The 23,606-nt window shown below is 56.6% G+C and carries 21 protein-coding genes and 1 pseudogene; 12 read left to right on the top strand and 10 right to left on the bottom strand.

From position 1 onward, the window contains the following. Positions 1-447 precede the first annotated feature (447 nt). The 6 genes and pseudogenes from PY650_RS14520 to PY650_RS14495 form a co-directional block, all read left to right on the top strand. Positions 448-1,083, top strand: coding sequence for a response regulator transcription factor (locus tag PY650_RS14520; RefSeq protein ID WP_285880005.1), 636 nt, complete (start codon positions 448-450; stop codon positions 1,081-1,083). Between the two features lie 229 nt (positions 1,084-1,312). Then, entirely contained in the window at positions 1,313-1,786 is a 474-nt protein-coding gene (locus PY650_RS14515) for a winged helix-turn-helix domain-containing protein (protein WP_285880004.1), read from the top strand. Between the two features lie 32 nt (positions 1,787-1,818). Then, on the top strand, positions 1,819-3,711 hold the full coding sequence (locus tag PY650_RS14510; protein ID WP_285880003.1) for an FUSC family protein: 1,893 nt from the start codon (positions 1,819-1,821) through the stop codon (positions 3,709-3,711). Continuing rightward, complete coding sequence (locus PY650_RS14505; RefSeq protein WP_285880002.1) at positions 3,708-3,911, top strand: DUF1656 domain-containing protein; 204 nt, start codon at positions 3,708-3,710, stop codon at positions 3,909-3,911. Before PY650_RS14510 ends, PY650_RS14505 begins: the two co-directional genes overlap by 4 nt. Before the next feature lie 222 nt (positions 3,912-4,133). Then, a complete protein-coding gene (locus tag PY650_RS14500) occupies positions 4,134-5,105 on the top strand; it encodes an HlyD family secretion protein (RefSeq protein ID WP_432761531.1) in 972 nt (323 codons plus the stop codon). Between the two features lie 519 nt (positions 5,106-5,624). Continuing rightward, positions 5,625-6,050: pseudogene (locus PY650_RS14495) on the top strand (aminotransferase class I/II-fold pyridoxal phosphate-dependent enzyme); the annotation flags it as partial. Here PY650_RS14495 and PY650_RS14490 read toward each other — a convergent pair. The 9 genes from PY650_RS14490 to PY650_RS14450 all read right to left on the bottom strand — a co-directional run bounded on the left by PY650_RS14490 (position 6,011) and on the right by PY650_RS14450 (position 13,270). Further along, positions 6,011-6,121 (bottom strand): hypothetical protein, encoded by a 111-nt coding sequence (locus PY650_RS14490; protein WP_285880056.1) that lies wholly within the window; start codon positions 6,119-6,121, stop codon positions 6,011-6,013. The pseudogene PY650_RS14495 and the gene PY650_RS14490 overlap by 40 nt on opposite strands. A 236-nt stretch (positions 6,122-6,357) precedes the next feature. Next, positions 6,358-7,152, bottom strand: coding sequence for an SDR family oxidoreductase (locus PY650_RS14485; RefSeq protein ID WP_285880001.1), 795 nt, complete (start codon positions 7,150-7,152; stop codon positions 6,358-6,360). Between the two features lie 41 nt (positions 7,153-7,193). Next, positions 7,194-8,198 carry an alpha/beta fold hydrolase gene (locus PY650_RS14480; protein ID WP_285880000.1) on the bottom strand — a complete coding sequence of 335 codons (1,005 nt, stop codon included), beginning with the start codon at positions 8,196-8,198 and terminating at the stop codon, positions 7,194-7,196. 126 nt (positions 8,199-8,324) lie between these two features. Then, on the bottom strand, positions 8,325-9,704 hold the full coding sequence (locus PY650_RS14475; RefSeq protein WP_285879999.1) for an aldehyde dehydrogenase family protein: 1,380 nt from the start codon (positions 9,702-9,704) through the stop codon (positions 8,325-8,327). Between the two features lie 44 nt (positions 9,705-9,748). Continuing rightward, positions 9,749-10,150: a GFA family protein gene (locus PY650_RS14470; protein WP_490390929.1), complete on the bottom strand. Its 402-nt coding sequence runs from the start codon at positions 10,148-10,150 to the stop codon at positions 9,749-9,751. Positions 10,151-10,634: 484 nt separating this feature from the next. Next, positions 10,635-11,240 carry a MarR family winged helix-turn-helix transcriptional regulator gene (locus PY650_RS14465; RefSeq protein WP_285879996.1) on the bottom strand — a complete coding sequence of 202 codons (606 nt, stop codon included), beginning with the start codon at positions 11,238-11,240 and terminating at the stop codon, positions 10,635-10,637. Continuing rightward, on the bottom strand, positions 11,197-11,913 hold the full coding sequence (locus PY650_RS14460; RefSeq protein ID WP_285879994.1) for an SDR family oxidoreductase: 717 nt from the start codon (positions 11,911-11,913) through the stop codon (positions 11,197-11,199). The genes PY650_RS14465 and PY650_RS14460 overlap by 44 nt, the downstream gene beginning before the upstream one ends. A 68-nt stretch (positions 11,914-11,981) precedes the next feature. Then, positions 11,982-12,356 carry a hypothetical protein gene (locus PY650_RS14455; RefSeq protein WP_285879993.1) on the bottom strand — a complete coding sequence of 125 codons (375 nt, stop codon included), beginning with the start codon at positions 12,354-12,356 and terminating at the stop codon, positions 11,982-11,984. A gap of 32 nt (positions 12,357-12,388) precedes the next feature. Continuing rightward, positions 12,389-13,270: an NmrA family NAD(P)-binding protein gene (locus PY650_RS14450; RefSeq protein WP_285879992.1), complete on the bottom strand. Its 882-nt coding sequence runs from the start codon at positions 13,268-13,270 to the stop codon at positions 12,389-12,391. Between the two features lie 539 nt (positions 13,271-13,809). Here PY650_RS14450 and PY650_RS14445 point away from each other — a divergent pair. Continuing rightward, positions 13,810-14,661 carry an alpha/beta fold hydrolase gene (locus PY650_RS14445; RefSeq protein WP_285879990.1) on the top strand — a complete coding sequence of 284 codons (852 nt, stop codon included), beginning with the start codon at positions 13,810-13,812 and terminating at the stop codon, positions 14,659-14,661. Between the two features lie 62 nt (positions 14,662-14,723). Here the strand turns inward: PY650_RS14445 and PY650_RS14440 are convergent, their stop codons facing one another. Further along, entirely contained in the window at positions 14,724-15,347 is a 624-nt protein-coding gene (locus PY650_RS14440; RefSeq protein ID WP_285879989.1) for an HD domain-containing protein, read from the bottom strand. 450 nt (positions 15,348-15,797) lie between these two features. Here PY650_RS14440 and PY650_RS14435 point away from each other — a divergent pair, with 450 nt between their 5' ends. From PY650_RS14435 to PY650_RS14415, 5 genes are all read left to right on the top strand, one after another. Beyond that, on the top strand, positions 15,798-18,527 hold the full coding sequence (locus PY650_RS14435) for an ATP-binding protein (protein ID WP_285879988.1): 2,730 nt from the start codon (positions 15,798-15,800) through the stop codon (positions 18,525-18,527). 987 nt (positions 18,528-19,514) lie between these two features. Further along, positions 19,515-20,345: an alpha/beta fold hydrolase gene (locus PY650_RS14430; RefSeq protein WP_285880055.1), complete on the top strand. Its 831-nt coding sequence runs from the start codon at positions 19,515-19,517 to the stop codon at positions 20,343-20,345. Between the two features lie 115 nt (positions 20,346-20,460). Next, complete coding sequence (locus tag PY650_RS14425; protein WP_285880054.1) at positions 20,461-21,921, top strand: catalase; 1,461 nt, start codon at positions 20,461-20,463, stop codon at positions 21,919-21,921. Positions 21,922-21,987: 66 nt separating this feature from the next. Beyond that, positions 21,988-22,638, top strand: a complete 651-nt coding sequence (locus tag PY650_RS14420; protein ID WP_285879987.1) for an HD domain-containing protein — start codon at positions 21,988-21,990, stop codon at positions 22,636-22,638. Between the two features lie 125 nt (positions 22,639-22,763). Then, positions 22,764-23,603, top strand: coding sequence for an SDR family oxidoreductase (locus tag PY650_RS14415; protein ID WP_285879986.1), 840 nt, complete (start codon positions 22,764-22,766; stop codon positions 23,601-23,603). Positions 23,604-23,606: the final 3 nt, after the last annotated feature.

Here is a 23,606-nt window from a genome sequence, read left to right as displayed (position 1 = left end):
AGTTCTCACAGTGAGGCAAGCAATACTTAAAGACAACGCAGGCGATGCTCCGCGCCGCTAACATCACCGAGCGAGTGATTGTGGGTCAGCTTAAGGCCCTTGCCGATGGCTCCCGGCGGAGGCTGATAATGCTTTCCATCTTGACGCTCCCAAAAAGGAGTGGCTCGCGTGACCGCTGAAGCCGAGTGGCGTACGTGAACTGATGGGCGCGTCGCCCAGTGGCTGTCGGTCTAGCCGTAGATCGCCAAAGTCGACCGCCGTCTCGGACAGTGTATCGAACGAGCCCCGGAGTTATGGGATTGCGCATTAACTTTTCCCGTACATCGTACCCGTCATCCGGAATAGAATGAGCTGTTCAAATTCAGCGATTAGCGCTAAAAATGCTCGGTCTCCCAAACTTCGAACCAGACGAAGGCTTATTTTCGCAATCTCTCCCGAGCAGCAGCGATGCCTGACGCAACCTCCACCGTGCTGGTAATAGACGACGATCCGGACCTCCGCGCTTCGGTCGGCCGACTGTTGCGATCGGTCGGCATGAACGTTCAGCTATTTGCGTCCATCTCCGAGTTCCTTGCGGCCGAACAACCGGATTGCCCCACCTGCCTGGTGCTTGACATCCGGTTGCCCGGCCAAAGCGGCCTCGATCTCCAGCGCGAGCTCGCCACGGCAAACAGGGAAATCCCCATCATCTTCATCACAGGGCACGGCGACATCCCAATGTCCGTACAGGCAATGAAGCGGGGTGCCATCGAGTTCTTGACCAAGCCGTTTCGCGATCAGGATCTGCTCGATGCTATTCAGTTCGGCTTATCTCGCGATCGTGGCCGTCGTGAAAGTGAAAAGGACTTGGCCGACCTAAGGGAGCGTTTCCTGTCATTAAGTCCCCGGGAGCGTGAGATCGTGATCGAAGTTGCACGCGGACGCCTGAGCAAACAGATTGCCTACGATATCGGGATCGCCGAAGCGACCGTGAAGGTTCATCGCAGCAGGGCGATGCAGAAAATGAAAGCCGGATCGCTTCCGGAACTCGGCCGAATGGCTGATAAGCTCAAGCTGGTACCCGACGCTCCGCAACGCTCCTGAGTTGCACGCTTCCACGTTTCGTTAGTCTGGCGCAGTCACAACGCTGATCGCCGCGAACTGCTCGGTGGAAGCCGCCGGCGTCACGATCTGTAAATCAAGGTTCAGGTAACGCAACCAAATCGGTAAACAGACGCCACGCACGTCGAATAGCGCTTGGTACCCCAAATCATCAAATTATGCCTCACGAAGATTTTGCTGGGATAAGCCCTGCCAAGCACGTGAGGTTATCATGCAAGCACTGGAATCGACTGCAATTTTCGAACCCTTGGAGCAACTTCATTCTCGGGCGGGACTTGGCACAGGACAGGCTGTTCAGAGTCCGGATAGAGACAAGCCGCTCATCGACAAATCAGCAGGGTCGGTCGATGGCGCAGCGTCAACCGACGTTTCATTTGGACCGTTTTGCCTGTTTCCGATGCGGTTTCTTCTGCTGGAACGCGGCAAGCCCGTGCCGCTGGGAAGCCGGGCTCTGGAAATCCTGATTGCTTTACTCGAACGTCCTGGCGAGCTGGTCAGCAAGCAAGATTTGATGGCCCGCGTCTGGCCCAATATTTTCGTCGAGCCCGCCAACCTCACGGTTCATATGTCGGCGCTGCGCCGCACGCTTCGTGACGGAAGGGACGGCAATCGATTCATCATCAACATCCCCGGACGTGGCTATCGCTTCGTCGCCTCGGTCGAGGTGGCGGGATCCAGCAACTGATGGCGGCTGCCGATTTCTGAAGGAACAGGACCATGGCTATGACACCTTCCGGCAAACCATTCGAAATATTGACATTTCCGGCTGGTGCCTGGTCGTTCGCCATCCGCATCTGGTTGGCCACCACCCTTGCGCTCTTCGTAAGCTTCTGGCTTCAGCTCGAGGCGCCGTCGACGGCAGCGCTCACGGTTTCCATTCTTGCGGAACCGACACGAGGCCAGGCATTGGAAAAGGCAGGCTATCGCTTGCTGGCCACGATTGTCGGCGTGGTCGCATCGATCGTTATCACCGGCTTGTTCTCGCAGACGAGGGACCTGATCCTCGCCGCATTCGCATTGTGGATGGGAAGCAGCATCTTTGTTGCAAAGCTTCTGGATGGCAATCGCGCCTATGCGGCGGTGCTGTCGGGTTACACGGTCGGGCTGATCGCAACACAGCAGCTCGACAATCCCCATCAGGTGTTCGAAGTCGCGATATCGCGCGGCTCTTCGATCGCAATCGGCATCCTTGCGACGGCGGTCGTTAACGATCTCATGTTCGCACCAGCCCAGTATCCACGCTTTGTTGCCCAACTCGCAGCTTTGCACCGTCGCGTGCGGGCCTATGCCATGTCAGTCTCATCACGTGAACCGTGCAATACGTCGACCTTTCTCGATCTGGTGCGCGACATTATGGTCCTCGGTCCCTCAATGGCAAGTATTGGCTTCGATGCAAACGGCGGCCCTGCCAGGAACGCCGCCGGGCAAAGCGCCGTCGTCGCATTGGCTGGCGAACTCCAGGCGGCGCGGATCCTGAAGATCTCCATGAGCGGCGCTGCCGTGGATATCGAGACCGCTGTCGCGCCACAATCACGCCCTGGTGAGATCCAGGGACGCCGTGAGACTCATACTGCGGCGTGGGCAACGAAAGAATTCCTACGGCGCGACGGAGGGTTCCGTGCTGATTTTCTGGCGTTGAGATCGGCCAAGTGGCCCTCGCAGGCACGGCGCGCGCCGATGTTCCGTTCCTATCGAACTGCCATAGAAAGCGGTGTGCGCGCTGCTCTATGGATTGCAATCGCTTCGGCGCTGTTCATTTGGACCGGCTGGCCTGCGACGAGCGTCTCGTTGTCCTTTGTCCTGTTGATCGCAGCACTTGGGGCCACGACGCCAAGTCCACGCGCCTTTACCGCCATGGCGCTGCTCGGTGTGCCTACCGCAGCGTTTTTGACCGGCATTCTCGAATTCTTCATTCTCGATGGGACAGACGCCTTTCCGCTGCTGGCAATTGCGATGGCTCCCTTCCTCATCGGAGCAACGCTCTGCATGACGTCACAGAACCTTCTCTGGTCGTCGCTTGGCCGCGTCAATCTGTCCTTCATCACGATCTTTCTCGCGCCAAGCAATCCGCAATCCTATAATCCGCTGACATTTTTGATCACCGGCGTGTTCATTTTTGTTGCGGCTGCGATCCTGCTCGTAGCGCAAATTCTCATCCCTCCTGTCTCTGATGCGAAACGCAGAAAACGATTGGTCTCGTCAGCCCGAGACGATCTGGGCCGGCTCAGATCCGAAAGCGGGCAATCACCCGAAGAAGCAACGTTTCGCGAAATGGCACGGCTCGATCAGTTCATCTCGGCGGGTGGAACTCAGGACAGCGGTTCTCTTGCCGACGTGCTCTCCTGCTTCGATCAATCGGCCGTGATGCGTCTTTGCGATGCGAAACTCCTTCAACTCGCCGATGGTCCAATGGCTCTTCTTGCGGACCAGGCACGTGCTGCGCTCATCGCACAGGATGCCAAGGCGCTGCGCACCCTGGCAGGCGCGATCCGCCGCGAAGTGTCGTCTGAGAACCCTGCCGCGAGTGACATCGCAACGATCCTTCTAACCGCGAGCAACCTCATCGACGGCGACCGACAGGTCCAACCAATCCCGGAGATCATACGATGACACACACCTTTCGCGAACTTGTCATTGAAGGCGTCCTGGTTGCGCCCTTCGCAGCCTACCTGGCTGCGGCACTCGTAATCGCCTTTCTCCTTCGTCCGATTCTTCTTCTTGTCGGATTCACGAAGCTCTTCAGCAATCCCCAGATTGCCGAGCTCAGCCTCTACACAATGATCCTTTGTCTCTTGATGCACCTTTTCTAGTGGAGAACACCGATGGAAACGATAATTGGCAATGACCTTGTTCAGCGCGGTGCGACGACTCCAGCGCCGACGGTTCCGCCTGGGGAAACGCCGCCCGCAGTCGGTCAATTCAATGAGATTGCTCTGGGAATAGCCGAATTGCCTCCGGAAAGGCATGTGACCCGGCCAAGGGTCAAGGAGGCAGCGCCATTACGAGGCCGGTTAGGAGCCAGGTTCCGGTTGATGTTACGCAGCATCGCCACCGCGGGCATGTTCATCGTCGGGGTGCTGGCGGCGTTGACGACATGGGATGTCTATAATTTTGCGCCCTGGACTCGCGACGGTCGCGTTCGCGTGCAGGTGGCGAGCATCGCTCCGCAAGTCTCCGGACAGATCAGGCAGGTTCTCGTTGCAGACAATCAGTTCGTTCGCAAGGGTGACATTTTGTATGTCATCGATCCCTTCGATTTCGAGGTGGCGCTTCGTGCAAGCAAGGCGGCCTTGCAGCAAAGGACAGCAGATCGGGATGTCAAAGGCCTGCAGTCTGAACGGCGCCGCCGCTTGTCTCAGGATATGGCGACCAGCATCGAGGAGAAGCAGGTCTATGAAGGAGCGGCACTGCAAGCCAGTGCTGCAGTCGACGCCGCGCACGAGCAGGTTTCGCAGGCCGAAATCAATCTGCAGCGCACCGTCGTGCGCAGCCCGGTGAATGGTGTCGTGACCAACCTCTTGCTCCGGGAGGGCGATTACGCCCGCGCCGGCGCCACGAACGTCTCGATCATCGACGCCGACAGCTATTGGATCGATGGCTATTTCGAGGAAACCAAGCTCTCGCGGCTGTGCATCGGCGATCGAGCCGAGGCCCATCTGCTGGGCTATTCCGCGCCGATCATTGGACATATAGCGACCGTGACGCGTGGTGTCAGCGTGTCCAACGCCACTGCAGCCACACAAGGACTCCCCAATGTCGATCCGGTCTATACCTGGGTGCGTTTGGCGCAGCGCGTACCGGTGCGCATCGCAATCGACAAAGTGCCCCCAGGCGTGCCGCTCGTGTCAGGCCTGACCGCAACGATTACGATCCGCAACGGTTCTGCTGCTGAAGGTGAAACGCGGCTGAAGCGATTGCGCTCGGATCTGGAGGCCAGCTTGGTCAGTTGGTTCGGACAATCTTCGCAACGGCCTGAGTGTATTTCCGGCCAGGGTGATTCCTGAAAGAGAGTGCAAGGCCTTATGGCATCGGATGTGATCTGACATACGGCCGCCAGAGCCAGGCACCCTCTGGACATGCCACAGGGTGCCGTTTCGCGATCTCTCTTGACGGATATCACCATCGATCGGAAGCGGCATTTTGCCAGGATTTGGCGCAATTTTGACTGCTTTACTCCCATCGGCCGCGCATGTCCGCTACCAATAATCGCATCCAAGCAGTCCGCATTGGAAGCATTTGGCGCCCGGCGCTCCGTCCCCCCCGCCGTGGCTCGCCCGCGGCCGGTCCTTTCCCTCCGGGGACCGGCCGCCCTGGGGCGAGATCGTGCGCCGTCAGCTGGCTTCTTGGGCCGCCAACAATTCCGTCCTCGAACAACAACGAAAGGAGATCCGTCCCATGATATATGATCATTTCTTTTCTGAGGCCCTTGGTACTTCCGGAGAGTGCCAGATTGCATGCGGAAAGCGCCCGGCGACACGTTCGAGATCTACAAACTCGCGGTAGCGCCGTTCGGAATGTAGCCGGCCAGACTGCTTCCGGACTGCCTCATCCTGTCGGACGCATTGAACCACAATTCGATGATCGAGGGCGTCCGGCGCTCAGGCGTCGAAAAAAAGATCTGGCGTCACAATGACGTGCGACACCTTGAAGAATTGCTGGCGGCGGAGCCGTTTGCGCGACCCAAGCTGATTGTGTTCGAAGCGCTTTATTCGATGGACGGCGACCTCGCACCGGTGAACCGCATCTGCGATCTCGCAGAACGCTACGGCGCAATGACCTATATAGACGAGGTCCATTCGACCGGCATGTACGGGCCGGGCGGTGCCGGTATCGCTGCGCGTGAAGGCGCCTTGCACCGTATCGATGTGATCGAGGGGACGTTGGCGAAGGCATTCGGCTGCCTTGGCGGCTATATCTCGGCGGATGCCAAGATCATCGATGCGGTGCGCTTCCAGACGATCCGGCCGACATAGAGCTCGTTGTGGAGAATGCCGGTCTGGCGTTTGCCGTCGCCGCGGATGGTTTCGTCGCGCCAGTACTTGTGCTGCGGCGCGGGAACACCGCGGGCGTTGAGGCTCAGGGGGCGATCGTCGCCGGACTGACCCCATTCGCATACTCCTCGAAGATCCAGCGGAGGAACCGCTCATATCTGGACACTGCCCTGCGCTTGTGGCGCTCGTCCGGCCACGAACAGGGGCCAGAGCGCGAATTTTCTTGTGCAGGCACGGGATCAGGCACAAGTGTCAACCGTCTTCGTTACACTGTCCGAGTCCAGCTTTCCTGCTCGAATTCCTTCACGAGCTGCTCGATCTGCGGCGGCCAGACGTTTCGATAAAGCCCATCATCTGCCCCGATGACCTCTACCATTTTGTCAATCATGTCCTGAGGATCGAATTGCTTTTCGGTAACCCTCGAAAGCTGTCCGCGGACGCTGGAATCATCGGTAACCTTTCCGGATTTGTCGCTCCAATTGAATGCGGAATCAGCCATCCGGTCATTGAAACCGGTTGCGAAAGGCCCGGGATTTATTGTCTGAACGCTTATCCCGTAGTCGCCAAGCTCCTCCCGCAGGCATGACGCGATGGCTTCAATCGCGTGTTTCGTCGCTCCGTAGGCCCCGAGGCCGTACACGGTCATGAGCCCGCCCATTGAGCTCACGAAAATGAGCCGACCTTTCGTGCCGGCTTCAACGAATTTACGGACTATTTTCTGGGTCAATGCGAGGTTCGCGAACACGTTGGTCTCGAAAGTCCGACGAACGAGTTCCATCGGAACTTCCGCAATTGGACCGCCTTGACCGACACCTGCGTTGCTGACGAAAGTGTCGAAATCCCACTTAACTGCAGAGTCAATATCGTCTGGGTCGAGAAGATTGAGCTTTTTCACGGTGATCGAGCTGGAGAGACCAAGACGAGAGACCTCCTCGCCGAGTTCGCGAACCTGCTCCTCAAGGTGAACGGCCGCTATTACCTTGTGTCCCGATTGCGCAAGGCCAATCGCCGCGCCTCGTCCCAGGCCAGTGCCGGCTCCGGTGATCAGAATTGATTTCATCGTGGATTACTCACTTAGTGTGGTGGGATCGCCAAGTTCACTTACGCGTCTGCCAGTAGGTGCCGAGCGACCTCTTCCGGCTTGTCGATGATGAGCCAATGGCCAGCTTCGACGGATTTAACACTGGCATGGGGGAAGTTCGCCGCAATTGCGTCTGCAGCTTCGGGGGTCAAGTAAGGGTCCTGCGTGCCCCAAATGAGCCTGACCTTCGGTGCAAATTTGTGAACGTCCGGAAGACGGCTCGTATTGTAAGCGACGTTTTCGCGCACTTGAGACGTCATTTGCCTGAAGGCCGGTCCAGCGCCATTGGCGAAGTTGTCTCTGACAATGGGCCGAAGAATTCCGGTGAAGCGTTCCCGAAGAGCAGGGGGCATTTTGGCTTGGAAATGATTGTCCTGGAATGCGAGGAGCCAGTTCATCATCTCGGGGGTTTCTAAGAATGTCTGCGCAAGGTCCTTCAGCCAAGGGTCGCCAAAAACTTCGATGATTTCGGGAAGGCGTAAGGTCGGCGAATCCGCGTAGTAGCAGTTCATTAGGCAAAGCCACGCGACGCGCTCTGGATGATCGATCGAGTAATTGATTGCGACTGGACCGCCGGCGTCGTGGCCGACCGGAATGAACTTGTCGAGCTTCAGGGCGTCGGCAACAGCGGCGAGATCGCCCACCTGCTGCGCAAAGGTGTAGCGATAGGTGGCTGAGTCGATTTTTTCCGACTTTCCAAATCCGAGAAAATCAAACACTACCACGCGCCGGCCGGCTTGGGTGAGGAGAGGCACCACATAGTCATAGATGTGGAGATTATCCGGGAAGCCGTGCATCATGACGTAGGCCGGATCCTCTCCGGGATACTCTCGAACGTAGACCTTATGGCCATCATGTTCGATTTCATGCTCGACAAATGGGACCTTTGAGGAGGCCGGCGGCTCAAGGCTGCTTGATTGTGCAGCGGCTTGACCGGAGTTCGCCAGGGTAAGAGCGAGCCCGGCTGCGGCAACCGATAAAAAGTCGCGGCGCGATTTCAGTATTCGAGCGTCTGTAGCAGTCAATTCAAGATTCCTTACATAAACTGGCCGTGGGCCTGAGAGGGTTGAGATTAGATGTCGAAATTCGAACAGTGCTTATGTCTGGACTGTGGGTTGGGAAATCATTGAACGGTTTGCGTAGATCACCGTTCAGTAGTCGAACCACATCGCAAGTTCGCTGTTTTTCTCGGTGGTGAAGGGCGGAAACAAATGCTCGATTGCAACGTCAGGCGGGGAGATTAGGACTGACTTCGCGTGGGTCAGAGCCTCGAAGCCGGCCTTGCCGTAGTAATGACCCAAACCGGACTGGCCGACTCCGCCAAACGGCATCAAAACAAGAAACAGGTGAATATTGACCTGATTAACGGCCCCGCCGCCGAACGACAGTTCTCCAAGAAAGCGGTCGATCTTTTCCTGGTCTCGACTAAAAATAAACGCAGCCAGCGGCTTCGGGGTCGCCGACATGTGTGACATAGCTTCGTCTAAGGTTTGATAAGTGAGCACAGGCAGAACCGGTCCGAACACCTCATCATCCATGATCGGATCGTCCCAGGTTGTCGGATAGACGATTGTCGGATCGAGATAGCAAGCTGCGGGGTCCGACTTTCCTCCCGCCACCACTTTTGACGGATCTAGCAAGGCCGCCAAACGCTCAACTTCTTTCGAATTTATGATGCGGGAATAGTCCGGATTGCTCTTGGGGTCCGATCCGTAAAGCTCGATCAAAGCGTCCTTTGCCGCGGCGACAAACTTGTCCGCGACCGACGCGTGGACATATGCGTAGCCAGGAGATGTGCACCACTGGCCGCCCCAGGCGGACATGCCCCAAACTATTTTTTTGGCGGCGTCTTTGAGGTTGGCTGTCTCATCCACCAGTGCTGGGTTCTGGCCACCCATCTCGAGAATGACTGGCGTCAGGTTTTCAGCTGCGGCGCGCGCGACGATTTTACCGACGTGGGTGCTGCCAGTGAAGAAAATGAAATCGAACCGCAACTTCAGGATCTTGGCCATTTCTTCTCGGCCGCCTTGCAGGGCAGTTACAGCTTGCGGTTCGAAATACGTGGGGATGAGCCTCGCCAACAGAGTGCTTGTCGCCCCCAGGCGTTCACTGAGCTTCAGCACGCAGCAATTTCCTGCTGCAAGCACGGCAGCAGCAGGACGGAAGAGGAGAAGCAAAGGCCCGTTGAACGGGCCGATCAGAAGTGTCACGCCATAAGGGTCACGATAGACCAGGGCTTTGTGACCAGTGGCCGCCAGAGGTTTCGGGACTGGCATCTCCGCGGGCGTCATCCACTCTCGGATCTGGCTCTTCTGAAACAAGATTTCTCCGAGGCACGCCTGCGTCTCGAAAATCAGTTCTTGGCTGGCTGTCTTGAAGTCGGCGGCCATTGCCGCCTGCAGATCGACCTCATTTTCTGAAATCATTCGTGCAAGACGATCCAGTTGGTCGATTCGCCATTCATAGCTGCGAGTGACGCCCGTCGCAAAATGACGTTGGCATCGCTCTAAAACTTCTAAGTAATTTTCCATATTATTGTTCACTCCAAAAATGATGGTGCTGCGTGCATCAAGCGTCAGATAGGAGGATTGGCATCGAATTGCGGCACATCCGATAGGGGCGCAAGCCACGACCGCCGGCGGACAACAAACATTTCGATGCTGGGGAAAAACCACTGATTGTCGTCGGTCGTACCCACCTTGACGAACATGATTTCGGGTGTGAGGTCCATGTCAGTGAATAGAGGCGAGCCGCATTCGGGGCAGAAGACCCGCTTGACCGGAAGACCGCTCGTGCCGATATCTGCAAAATATGCCGTTTTGCCTTCCACTGTGAGCGAGCGCCGAGGCACATACATCACCGTAGAGAATGCACTTCCTGACTGAGGCCGGCACCGATCGCAGTGGCAGAGACCAGTGCCAAGTGGTGGCGACTCGATTTTGTAACGGACGGCTCCGCACATGCACCCCCCGGTCATGCGATCAGGCCTCGGGGGTAAAACCGGCTTTGTGGCAGCTAGAGAGGTCACGTATCCCTCGCTCTGATTTCGTTGGATAACACCGGCACTTTTCCGGCGGTATCCAGCGTAGTGGGAACGGGGGCTAAGCTCTAGTATTGGACTACCCCCTTTGGAACGATCCGGTAGCGTTAATCTGGCCGTCGAACTAAAACGTTGAACCAGCCTTCGCTCGGTCCGCGCTGGATAAATTTTCGACGGAGCGCTCGTGGGGTGTGGGCAGGAGGCTTGGGCGAGCTGCCTCACGGCGGTTGTGGCTGATGCCGGTCCGGAATGTGTGCGCTCGCCAAAGACTTGACCTCGGGCACATCTAATCCTTGGACACAAAGTGTGCAGTCACACAGTTAAGAGGCTTCGTCCCGACGATAGATCGGTCAAATCCCCATCGCGTGCAAAGGTTCTCCATATCAAAACGGGAACGAACGCAGAGAACGCGGAAGGTAGATCAGTCGGTCAAGGAACCATCGATCGGGGCTCCGACATCGATCGCATCCAATTCCCGTCTGAGGTTCTCAATGTTCAGGCCGCCATTTCTGGTAACGAAATCGGATTGTGCTCGGTGCCAGAGGGGCTCGGCTTCCTTGTGCAATCGCCTGCCCTCCGGGGTAAGCTGAATGATGCGAGCCCTGCCATCGGTGGGGGATTGCGTGACTTGGAGGAAGCCATCGCGCTCGAGAAGGCCCACCATCTTTCCCATTGCAGTTCGTTCTATATCGAGCCTTTCCGCAAGCGTGTTGATATTCGCCCCACCAGCCTCGTTTAACGCTGCAAGGATCAAAAATTGTGTGATTCGAAGTCCGCTGGGCTCAAGATAAGCGTCGTAGAAACGGGTGATCTGGCGGCTTGCCTTCCGCATGGCGGAACAGGTGCATTGGTCAATCGCCAGCGGTTGGTTAGCTGTGAGCATTTCCATTTCCTCAAAATTCCGTTCACTTCGAATGCCGCGGGCAAAAGATTCGAAAATCTCCTGCCTGCGGCTTTTATAGCTTTGCGCAACAATTCCAGAATCAGAACATGCCTTCCGGCAAGTGGATGTAGCCCGGTTGTTCATCGGAGAGAGTGGTCTTCAGCACTTTCGTTCCATGGTCGGCCATTACTTCACTCTTGCCGGCCGCCAGAGCGTCGTAGGTTTGGCGAACCACGTCCTGAGGGTCAGCCTTGGGAACGTCGATCCCCTTGGTCAGGTCGGTGTCCAGGAACCCAACATGCAATCCAAGCACCTTGATTCCACGTTCAAGCAGGTGATGGCGCAGCTGGTTGGTGAAACTCCATGCCGCGGCCTTCGAGGCAGCGTATGGCGTCAGAATGGGTCGCGGAAGCCAAACGATGTCCGACAAGACGTTGATGATCGCCGCCTGCGCCTTGTTCGATAGAGCTTGCTCGAACGCCTGAGTGACGCGCACCACGCCATAGTAGTTCGTATCGAACAGATGCTTCGACTGCTCCTCGACGTCGCCGGAAAGCGGCCCATCGATCAAAGCGGCGATGCCTGCATTGTTAACGAGGATGTTGGTGTCGGTGGCGAGAGCCGCGGCGGCAGCGATAGACGCCTTGTCCGTCACGTCTATCTTAACCGGGATGATACCAGGCTCGTTGAAGCCTTCGATATTACGCATGCCTGCGTAGACTTTGGTCGCACCGCGGCGGACTGCCTCGCGAGCAAAGGCAAGGCCAAGCCCTCGGCTTGCGCCGGTAACGAATACTGTGTTTTTGGCGACGTCCATAACTGGGTTCCTTTCTGAGGATTGGGAGCCAGACCGATGTTCGATCCTTGGCTGTTGGTTGTGGTTGTTCAGAAGAAGAGGCTTTCTGAAATTTTGCCCTCGAGGGCGCCCCTGAGGTGAGACGACAGGGCAATGACCGAACCGAGAGGGCTCATCCTGACGCTAACCCGTGGAACCGATCCATCGGCGTTGCGATCAACGAGAACTGTGGCATTCAGCTTCTCGCCGCTTGTCAGCTCCGCATGGTATTCAAGAACGAGGCGCGAACCGACGGTTTCCAGGAACGTCGGGGTCTGGGAGACGTAGAATGTGCCGACTGTATTGACGGCAAGTTTGATCGCCTTGCGCCCGATTACGGTTTCACGGAGGACCGAGCTGGTGAGCTCGGCGTCTTCAGTCAGATCATCCAAAAACGGATGACGTTCACCTTCGTTATGCGACATCGTCGTATCTCCAATCTTCGCTGTTGCGTCGCTTAGACGAATGCAGCGCGGTTGTTGTTAATGAACTGCTTGACGGTGAGTGCCGGGGTGCCAGTGATCTTCTCAACCGCATCGTTTGTTCCTGAGAAGATGCCGTCCCGGTAATTTTGAGCCACTTCTACGAGGTGCTGGGTGAGGAAGGGTGGGAACTTATAAAGATTTTCCATCTTGTCTTTGAAGGCCGCTATAGAGGTCGGCGCGTATTCGATTTTCACGCCAAGAAGATCGCTGATGATTGCTGCAATCTCGGTGTGGTTCATCTCGACAGGTCCGTGGAGAGGATAGATCTTGCCCCCGTGACCCTCCGGCTTAGCCAAGAGGTGTGCGATTACCCGGCCTTGGTCGTCGGTGGGGATGGGCGCGTGGGTGCCGTTCTCGAAAGGGAATTCGATCTTTCGGGTGGCCCAGATCTCCCTGGCGAAATGTGGGTAGACAAGCCAGTCTGCAAAGAAGGTCGGGCGAAGGTGGGTTGTCGGAACACCCGACCAGTCAAACACCCGCTCCGAGACCCAATGATCTTGCGCCGCATGGCTCGTCGATTCACGGCGGGCTGAGATCTGAGACATGTTCACAATAGCGCAGACGCCGGCTTCCTTGGCGGCTTGGGAGAAATAGGCGGCGGCTCCGACGATACCGGGAGCGATCGGATGCAAGAAGTAGGCAGAGTTGATGCCCTCCATGGCGGCGCGGATTGCGTCGATATCGGTGAAGTCGCCGACCGCGGTCTCGATGCCACGCTTTCTGAAGGCCGCGGCGCGCTCGTCATCGGAACGGACGTAGGCCCGAACGGTCTTTCCCATCTTCAATAGTTCTTCGATTGCGGCCGAGCCGGTTCTCCCGGTGGCGCCGCTAACAAGTATTTCGGCTGCGCTCATGACATTCACTTCTCGTTGTAGAAAGCGAGCATATGCTCTCAATGCAAATTGATATAGGAGCATATGCACATATCGTCAAGAGGAATTTTGGGGAGGCATTGAGAGTGGCAGCTTTTTGTCGGTTTTTCCTTGCCCGGCCTCCGGCGACTGCGTGTCTCAGTCTCATCTACGCCTCGACTGAAATGGAAGGGCGCAAAAGAGGGAAGGCCGGCAGAAAACGTCAGCGAGCGCTTGCAAAAAAATAGCAGGCACATGCTCAAGGGCCTGTTGGTATCTCCGGAGCGTTCTTCCTCGTTCCCGCATCAAGGCAAACACGAGACGTTGATGGAGAGACGTTGTGGGCTGAAAGTTGCCAACTGAGGTCTCTTCCTACCAGACCGCTCCGGGTTTCATCCCCTAGCGTCTGTAACCGCAACGTCTGCGGCGAATGTCACCAAGGATTGCAATGTTCTCGTTAGGACCTGAAGCGGCTCGAAGTTGCTGAAGCCGGGTCAATGCAAGGCGTCGTCTCCGATCACAGCGCCCAAGGAGGAAGAGAAATGGCTCACAGCCGGTTCGCCAAGCTCTCAAAGGTCAAACTTCATTTTGTCGAGGAAGGTGTCGGCGGTGCCGAGGTAGTTATCCTCCTTCATGGATGGCCGCACACCTCGCACACTTGGCGGCATGTGATTCCCCAACTATCACGAGCCTATCGGGTCATTGCTCCAGATATGCGGGGGTTAGGGGACAGCTCTCGACCAGCCCATGGTTATGACAATGGGACTGTGGCAAATGATATCATCGAGTTGATCGACCTGCTTGGCATCGACACCTTCTATCTCGTGGGCCACGATTGGGGTGGGCCGGTGGCGTTCGCGGCTACGTTGCTTGCGCGCGAGCGGGTCAAGAAGCTGGCCCTGGTAGACGCGGTGCTTGCCGGTGACGGACGTGTTGCAGGGAGTGGCCAGGGTGGCGCCCGTTGGCATCACCTCTTTCACCGGACACCGCACCTTCCGGAAGCGCTCACAGCCGGCCAGGAATCGATTTATCTCAGTTGGTTCTATGATGAATACAGTGAGCGCGCAGGGGCCGTCGGACCCGAGGATATCGCCGAGTATGTGCGTTGCTATTCACAGCCGGGTGCGATGCGTTGCGGGTTCGAATATTACCGAACGATTGAAGAGTCCGCCGCGTTCGTGACTGGCCATATCGAGCGTGGAGGCAAGCCAACGCTTCCCGTATTGAGCGTCGCAGGCGGTGCCGGGAGAGGGCGAGCGACTGAGGCGCAGGATAGCATCGGTAAGCTGGTCAATAAACTCGATGCCCATATAATCTCCGATTGTGGTCATCTGGTCCCGGAGGAGGCGCCTGACGAGCTCTCTGCACTACTTCTTTCATTCTTCAAAGACTAGCCGATAGGCGTTGGGGGCAAATTTAGATTTGCCAACCAAGCCCGCAGCGAAGCCCTAGAGTATCATTCGTCAAAAGGCGCCCCATTAAGGACGTCTTGCGCATCAGGTATAGGAAGAGGAGACCGCGAGTTCGCGATACATGTGCAAATGTGTACGAAGTGGGGGTAGGGTTTCTTGGTGTCGAGTTCCTCACAGAGCAGCTCATGGAATCCACGCTTGAACCCTAGTCGGGGATAGCGCCCCACGATTTCCGCGACATCTTCTTCGTGCAGCCCTGCATTTGGAACTCCAACCACGTCATAAAGTAGACCGAGCTCCATGATACGGGCTTCGTCCTCCTTGAACAGGTTAAGGTCCCAGGTATGCAACGCGATGTTGCTCCAGACTTTCCAAGCGCGATCGCTGTCTACACCCTTTTCGATAAGAAATTTTCGCGCCGCGTGAGCACCCTCGACTTCGAAACGGCCAGGTCCACGGCCGAGTTCGCTGAAACCTAGGTCATGAAGCGTCGAGGAGAGAAATATAAGCTCGCGGTCGGCGGTGGAGTTTTCCTTTGCCGCAAATAGCTCGGCAAACCAGTAGCATCGCATCACGTGGTTGAAGAGCATTGGTGTGAGATTTGCGCGTGCAAGCTCTTCTGCGTCTCGAGCAATACCAGAATCGGGCGCACTTATATTTTTGAGCATTTGTTCGTCTCAGCTTATGTTTGGGGAGTGTTGTTTAAGCTTGGAGAAGTTTCTCGTCAGGCCGGCCTAGCGCCATTTCTTGGATACTTCGAGCCCATGGCTTCCGATCCGCAGAGAACACGCTTCGTTGTAGCTTATGCTTCCGCATTCGGATCGTCTTGCATGAAACGCTCAACTTGGAGGCCGATTTCAGAGGCTTCATCCGCTGATCGACGGCGGGTTCATCCCAATTTCTTCATGATTATACGAGACCTGGGCAGCAAGCTTCCCTAAACAATGTCACATAAAAAAACGTATATACGCAGAATATTTCAATGATCGCGGTGGCTCGCTCTTAGGGCTCCAGCATCAGCATAAGATATGCCGCAGAAAAAGTGGCTTCAGTCAGTGCATCTCACGCCGGGATTTTAAAGAACGGTACGTCGAACCAAACCTTGCTGGAGAACTGAAGTGGAAGGAAGTTTATACTTCGGCCAGTTCTCGATTGCGCCTTCCCGCCGAAGTCTGGTTCGGGATGGGAAGTCAGTCTCGCTGGGAAGTCGCGCGATCGATATTCTTCTATTTCTCGCGACGGATCCGGGCACAGTAAAATCTAACTCCGAGATTGTGCGGCATGTATGGCCACAGACCTTTGTTGACGAGGCAAACCTGCGCGTCCACATGTCGGCTCTTCGCAAGGCGCTTGGCGACAATCAAAGCGACCCGCAATTCATCGTCAATCTTCCGGGGCGCGGCTACACTTTCATTGCCCCCGTTGAGGTCAGATCGGAACCCGGCCCTTCAGAGGTGAAACCCTCCGAAACGCCAAGCCCCGTTCTCAATGAGCCCAGTTCCGGCATATTTGGCCGCGATGAAGTCATAGAATCCGTCTCCAGGCAGCTTGCACGGACACGCTTGGTGACTGTTGTCGGACCGGGAGGGATCGGCAAGTCGACAGTCGCTAGGGCCGTCGTTTCAAAATGCGGCAGCCAAACAGAGGTCGTCTGGATCGATCTGTCCGAAGTTGGAAAGGACGATCTCGTCCCTACAATTGTTGCCGGCGCTCTTGGGGTAGCATCCCGGTCGGACAATGTCATTCGCGCCATCGCTTCATTCCTCCACGAGCGCGATATTCTTTTGGTGCTCGATAGCTGCGAGCATTTGGTAGCCGGAGTGGCCGAACTGGTCGAAAAGCTGCTCGCGCAAGCATCCGGTTTCAAGATCCTGGCGACTAGTCGCGAACCGTTGCGGGCCGATGGGGAACGGGTCCACAGGCTTCTTCCGCTGGGACTATCGGAGCGTGATGTTACAGCTGAAATCGCCTTACGGTCGCCAGCCGTACGATTGTTCGTCGAGAAGGCCGACGCATGTCTCGGCGGCTACAAGCTCACCGATGATGACGCCGTTCACGTCATTGACATCTGCACTAGACTGGACGGCATCGCCTTAGCGATCGAGCTCGCCGCAGGTCGTCTGGAGACCATGGGAGTCGCGGCGCTGTCGCGGTCTCTCTCAGATGGCTTTCGTATCTTGACACGCGGCAGACGAACGGCGATGGCGCGTCATCAGACCCTTCGCGCTACACTTGACTGGAGCTATCTTATTCTGTCGCCTGCCGAGCAGGCGGCTCTCAGGCAGCTTTCGGTGTTACCGGGCTGGTTTTCCGCCGAACTCGGTGAGGTGTTAATCGGCGGCGACGAGGCGGGTGATCTTCTCGCATCATTGGTGGCTAAATCGCTCGTCGTTGCAGCGATCTCGACCAACGACACGTTGTACCGGCTTTTGGATACCACACGGCTGTACGCCGGCGAAAAGCTTCGAGAAACCGGCAATCGGCCCAAGACGATAAAATGCCTCGCCGGTCACTTAGTCGGCGTCTTGGAGGCTGCGGAACGAGAGCTCTATACGACGACCGCGAACGGCTGGTCGCGGGATTTTGCCACCTATGTACCACCGCTTCGAGCCGCGCTCGATTGGACTCTCGCGGCTGGCGGCGATCAGCGTTTGGGTGTGAGACTCACTATCGCAGCCCTTCCGCTGTTCTTCCAACAATCCATGTTGGACGAATGCCTTGCCGCCGTGTCGATGGCGATTAAGTTTTTGGAGAACGACCCTGGGACAGATGAGACGAGCCGGATGAAGCTGTACTCTGCGCTCGGGTGGCCTCAACTGCGCTCCACGGACGCACCTGAATATGGCTTCGAGGCTTGGTCGACCACGCTACGGATCGCAGAAAAGCTCGGTGATGTCGACCATCAGCTTCGTGCCATCTGGGCGCTTTGGGTCGACGCGATTAACAAAGGTCAACCGCGTGCCGGGGCCAAGATGGCGGAACGCTTTGTATTGCTTGCCGCTAAGTCGCCCGATCCAACTGATTCCATCATCGCCCGACGTCTTCGCGGTGCCAACAGGCATTGGATTGGGCAACACGAGCAGGCAAATCGCGATCTAACCGGCATGATAGCGGATTATTCCGAAATCTCGCCCGAGCGACACGCGATCCGCTTTCAATTTGATCAGAATGTCGCCGCGAGAACAATCAACGCGCGTTGCCTGTGGGTTTTAGGCTTCGAAGATGAAGCCTTCAATGAGGTGGAAACTGCGGTTCGGTATGCCAAGGACATTGGCCATACATTATCGCTCAGTAATGTGCTTGCTGAGGCCGCGTGCCCTCTCGCACTTCTTTCTGGACGTTACGATCTCGCAGCCAACTATATTAGAGATCTGCGCAAGCATACAAAAGCTCTCTCTCTTGACGTGTGGCACACATATGCGGACTGCTTTGAAGCAGAGCTAAAACTTCATTCCGGGCAATATGACGAATGCTTGGCCCAGCTGCGTCCCGCAATGCGCGTGTTGCGGAACCAGGGCTTTTTGTTATTCCAGACAATCTTTTTGGCTGTTGACGCACAAGCGACGGCCGGGTCCAGAAGGCCCGAAGAAGCCCAGCAGGTTATCGGCTCCGCAATCGCGCAGTGCCTGTCATCTGGGGAGCGCTGGTGCTTGCCCGAGCTTTACAGGATCCATGGTAACCTGCATCTTCAATCAAGTAGTCGAAATGCCGGATCGGCAGCGGAACGTTGTTTCGGTCAAGCAATGCGGGTCGCGACAGAGGACGGAGCTGTCGCTTGGCAAAGGCGTCTCAGTTCGGAAATTCAACGGGACCGAGTCCCTCTTTCCCTCGTAGCTCGTTCGCATTGAGCGTGTTGACTCCGCCAGCTTTCGACAGCGTTAGATAAACGATCCTGTTTACATCTTTTTACATTACTGAACTCGTGGATTCCCGTCATGGTAGCCATACTGCTTCAGCTGGAGGAATTCACATGGACGGCACAACTCCTATCCGCCTCCTCATAGCGTTATCGGACGAGCGTGATCAGCTGTTCAACAGCGAGTATATGGTTGCACGGATTGCGCCGCCATATTACCTATTCAAGGACAGGTCTGCTGACGTGGCCTTAGCCTCTCCTCTTGGTGGTCCGCCAACGTTGGCGCCAGACATCCGACAGCCTTCGCGCGAAGATCTGCACGTAAAGCGCTTTCTGTCCGACCGTACCGCTCGCGACGACCTTGCTGATTGCCTTCCGATAAACCAGGTGGTCATCGAGGATTTTGACGCTGCCTTTTGCATCGGCATTTCGGGTTCGATATGGGCGACAAGCGAAGGTGGGTTGGCCCCTACGGTCCGGTCCTTTTTGGATCAAGGGAAGCCCGTGGCGGTCGTCCCCGGTCGCCGACTAGATCTGACGTCGGACCGCCCCAGGGGGGGCGTCTTGATTGTCTGCGATACCAAGGATTCGCCTATACTTGCGGCGCACGCCCTTTTTAAAGTCGCATCTGTCAGACGTCGGCTTCTTGCGTAGGCCGTATAGCCCGCCAGCTCTGGATTGTTGAAGACCACGCTTCATCTCAACTGGATGTCTTCGATCCCCGCATACTCGCTCTGATTTGCATCAATTTACGACGCTTTACTCGTCCAGTCTCCGGGAGTGCGTACAGTCGTCATCGTTGGAGGAGCGATCGTCAGCGAAGGATTTAGCGATGAAAAATCGAACGAGTTCCTTTTCGTCGGAGACAACGCGTCGACAGTTGCTGGTCGCTGGCAGTGTGGCTGCAGCAGCGCTGGCGCTTCCAGGCGCGGCATTGGCCGCGACGAAAAAGATTAAACCTCACGAAGGGATAAGCATCATGTCATTCATCAAGACAAAAGATGGCACGGAAATCTTCTATAAGGACTGGGGTCCGCGCGAAGCGCTACCGATTGTCTTCCATCATGGATGGCCGTTGAGCGCCGACGACTGGGATGCGCAGACAATGTACTTCCTGGAGAAGGGTTATCGCGTGATTGCCCACGACCGCCGTGGCCATGGTCGCTCTTCGCAGACCTGGACAGGCAACGAAATGGACACTTACGCGGCGGATGTGGCGGCTCTGACCGACGAACTCGACCTGAAGAATGCAGTTCATATCGGCCATTCCACGGGGGGAGGCGAAGTCGCGCGCTACGTCGCCCGGGCGAAGCCTGGACGAGTCGGCAAGGCAGTCCTCATCGGCGCGGTGCCACCCGTCATGCTGAAATCCGACAAGAATCCGGGCGGTCTTCCCATTGACGTCTTCGATGGGCTGCGTTCGGCGCTGTTGGCGAATAGGGCGCAGTTCTATCTGGAGCTGCCGAGTGGACCATTCTACGGCTTCAACCGCCCAGGGGCGAATGTTAGCCAGGGCGTTATTCAAAATTGGTGGCGTCAGGGAATGATGGGCGGTGCGAAGGCCCACTATGATTGCATCAAGGCCTTCTCCGAAACAGATTTCACTGAAGATCTGAAGAAAATCACGGTGCCAACCTTGGTAATGCATGGCGACGACGATCAGATTGTTCCTTACGCGGATGCTGGTCCTCTTTCAGCCAAGCTGCTCAAGCACGGCGAACTCAAGACCTACCACGGGTTCCCGCACGGGATGTGCACCACGAATCCCGATGTAATCAATCCTGATCTACTCGCCTTCATCAAGGCCTGACCAGAAGAGCGCGGCGCACGCGCCGCCGCGCTTGCTTTCTACAGCAATCACCGGCGTTCAACGCCTAGAAAGTTTTTGTTGCCCGTTCAAATGCCGATCAAGAGGGGAAATTGTTATGGCTGACGAGTCCAAATCGCTCACAACGGCGGCGGGCGCGCCTGTCGTCGATAACTTCAACATCGAGACCGCCGGTCCAAGAGGGCCTGCGCTTCTTCAGGATGTCTGGTTGATCGAAAAGCTCGCGCATTTCGACAGGGAGGTGATTCCTGAGCGACGCATGCACGCGAAAGGGGCAGGTGCATTCGGCACCTTTACGGTCACTCACGATATAACCAGGTTCACCAAGGCCGCTGTCTTTGCAAGTGTCGGCAAGAAGACAGAGATGTTCGCCCGTTTCTCGACGGTCGCCGGCGAACGCGGTGCGGCGGATGCCGAGCGTGACATCCGGGGTTTCGCTTTGAAATTCTATACTGAGCAGGGGAATTGGGATCTTGTCGGAAACAACACCCCGGTCTTCTTCTTCCGAGATCCGCTGAGGTTCCCTGATCTCAATCACGCGATCAAGCGAGACCCGAGGACGGGGATGCGCAATCCGGAAAGCAACTGGGATTTCTGGACGTCGTTGCCAGAGGCGCTACATCAGGTGACAATCGTGATGAGCGACAGAGGTTTGCCGAGAACATTCAGACATATGAATGGCTTTGGAAGCCATACATATAGTTTGATCAACGCTGCGAATGAGCGCTTTTGGGTCAAGTTCACCTTCAAGACTCAGCAAGGAATCCAGAACCTCACTGACCAAGAGGCGACCTCTCTCCTTGGGAACGACCGGGAAAGTCATCAACGCGATCTCTTCGATAGCGTCGAACGTGGTGAATTTCCGCGTTGGACCATGTACATACAGATCATGCCGGAAGCTGCCGCAGCATCTCACCCGGTAAATCCATTCGATCTGACGAAGGTCTGGCCTCATGGCGACTATCCTTTGATCGAGGTTGGATATTTCGAACTCAACCGCAACCCTGATAACTTCTTCGCACAGGTCGAACAGGCCTCCTTTACGCCCGCAAGCGTTGTGCCGGGGATAAGTTTTTCTCCCGACAAGATGTTGCAGGCGCGACTGTTTTCGTATGGTGACGCCGCGCGCTATCGCCTGGGTGTGAACCATCATCAAATTCCGGTCAATGCGCCGAAGTGTCCGCACCATTCCTACCACCGCGACGGGGCCATGCGGATCGATGGAAATCACGGTCCGACCCCTAGTTACGTCCCGAACTCCCAGAACGAATGGGCAGAACAGCCAAACTTCCGGGAGCCCCCGCTCGCCATAAGCGGAGACGCGGACCATTGGGATCACAGGGTTGATGTCGACCATTTCGAGCAGCCGGGTAACCTCTTCCGCCTGATGTCCCCACAACAGCAGCAGGTGCTTTTCCAAAACACGGCAAGGGCGATGCAGGGTGTCTCGATGGCAGTGCGACAAAGACATGCGGCGAATTGTACCAAGGCCGACCCTCGGTACGGAGCTGGCATAGCTCAGGCGCTCGGACTGAACGAGCTGGATGCGGCCGAGTAATTACTAGGCCCGCATCCCTGCCGAAGGGGATGCGGGTGCGTCACGTTTCAAATTGAGGAGAGGACTATGGAAGCCACACCAAGCGTAATCGCGGGGATCAAAATTCCCGACAGTGCAATGGCAAAGGCGACAACCGAGCTGGTTCGCGACACTGAAACGGTCTTGCTATTCCATCACTCAAGACGTGTCTTTATTTGGGGATCTCTCACGGGGAAGCGCAAGAACTTGAGCTTCGATCCCGAGCTTCTGTATGTCGGCGCGATGTTCCACGACATGGGTATAATGGACAGCTATGCCAGCGAGACGGAGCGGTTCGAGGTCGATGGCGCGAATGCCGCCCGGAATTTTCTCGCGGCCTACGACGTTTCGGAACGCGATGTCGACGACGTGTGGGACTCCATTGCCCTTCACACCACGCCCGGCATTCCCCAGCATAAGCGGCCGACGGTTGCTCTCGTCACGGCTGGGGTGGAGATGGACGTCATGGGTCTGGCCTATAACGACTTTTCCGCAGATGAACGCGCCGAGGTCTGCGCTTGCCACCCTCGCGGGTTGAAGTTCAAGCACGGCATCCTGTCGAGCTTTTGCCTTGGCACCATCAGGAAGCCGGAGACCACCTTCGGCAACGTCAAGGCGGACGTACTCGAGAAGATGGATCCGACCTACAAGCGCGGAAACTTCGCCGATATCGTGCTCAATTCGCCTTGGGAGAGCTGAGTTCCCCGCAATCCCGAAGGCGCCTGTGGGTGGTGCGGTTACTGCTGCATCATCCACGACTTTAGAATTCGAAGACGCAGCCTTGTCGGCACAATCGTTACAATCGTAAAGAGAAGGGCACCCAGATGACCAAGACCTGGTTTATCACTGGGACCAGTAGCGGCTTCGGCCGTCAATTGACTGAGTTATTGCTGGAGCGCGGCAATCGCGTGGCCGCAACGGTGCGCAACTCCGTCGATATCGCGGACCTTAAGGCCCGTTATGGTGATAGGCTATGGGTTGGAAATCTGGATGTCACAGACGCTGAGGCGATCAGCAGTGTCGTCACAATGGCATTCCACGATCTTGGCCGGATAGATTTTGTCGTCAGTAACGCCGGCTATGCTCTCTTTGGGGCGGCAGAAGAGTTGGGTGACGCTCAGATTGAGCGCCAGATCGACACCAATCTGTTAGGCTCCATACGGCTTGCGCGAGCGGTTATTCCGCACCTACGTTCCCAAAGAGGCGGCGGTCGGATTTTCCAGATTTCCTCGTCGGTGGGCCAAGCTGCCTACCCGACCATGGGCGTATATGCCGCCACGAAATGGGGAATCGAGGGCTTTTTCGAAGGGACGATCCCGGAGATCGCAGCGTTCGGTATAGAGGTCACGCTAGTGGAGCCCGGTGCATCCCGGACGAACTTCGCGGGGTCGAGCGCGGACGGCGCGCCGGTCCTAGATGTCTATGATCAGACAGGTGCCGGTGACTTTCGACGCGCAATTCAGGCTGCCGGATTGAAGATGTTTCGCGGAGATCCACGCAAGGTTGCGGCGGCGATCATCGCGTCATCTGAAGTTCATCCTGCACCCAAGCGATTGACACTTGGAAGCGACGCTTACGAACTCGTGCACAGCGCTCTCGCCGAACGCCTCGCCGCCCTACAGTCTCAAAAGGATGTTGCTTTCTCTACCGATGTCGACGAGTGATCT

The sequence above is a fragment of the Martinezella calliandrae genome, from assembly GCF_030272695.1.
In the GTDB taxonomy this organism is placed as follows: Bacteria; Pseudomonadota; Alphaproteobacteria; order Rhizobiales; family Rhizobiaceae; genus Rhizobium; species Rhizobium calliandrae.
Note: the sequence above shows the minus strand (reverse complement) of the source record. Positions and strands in the feature narration are given on the sequence as shown.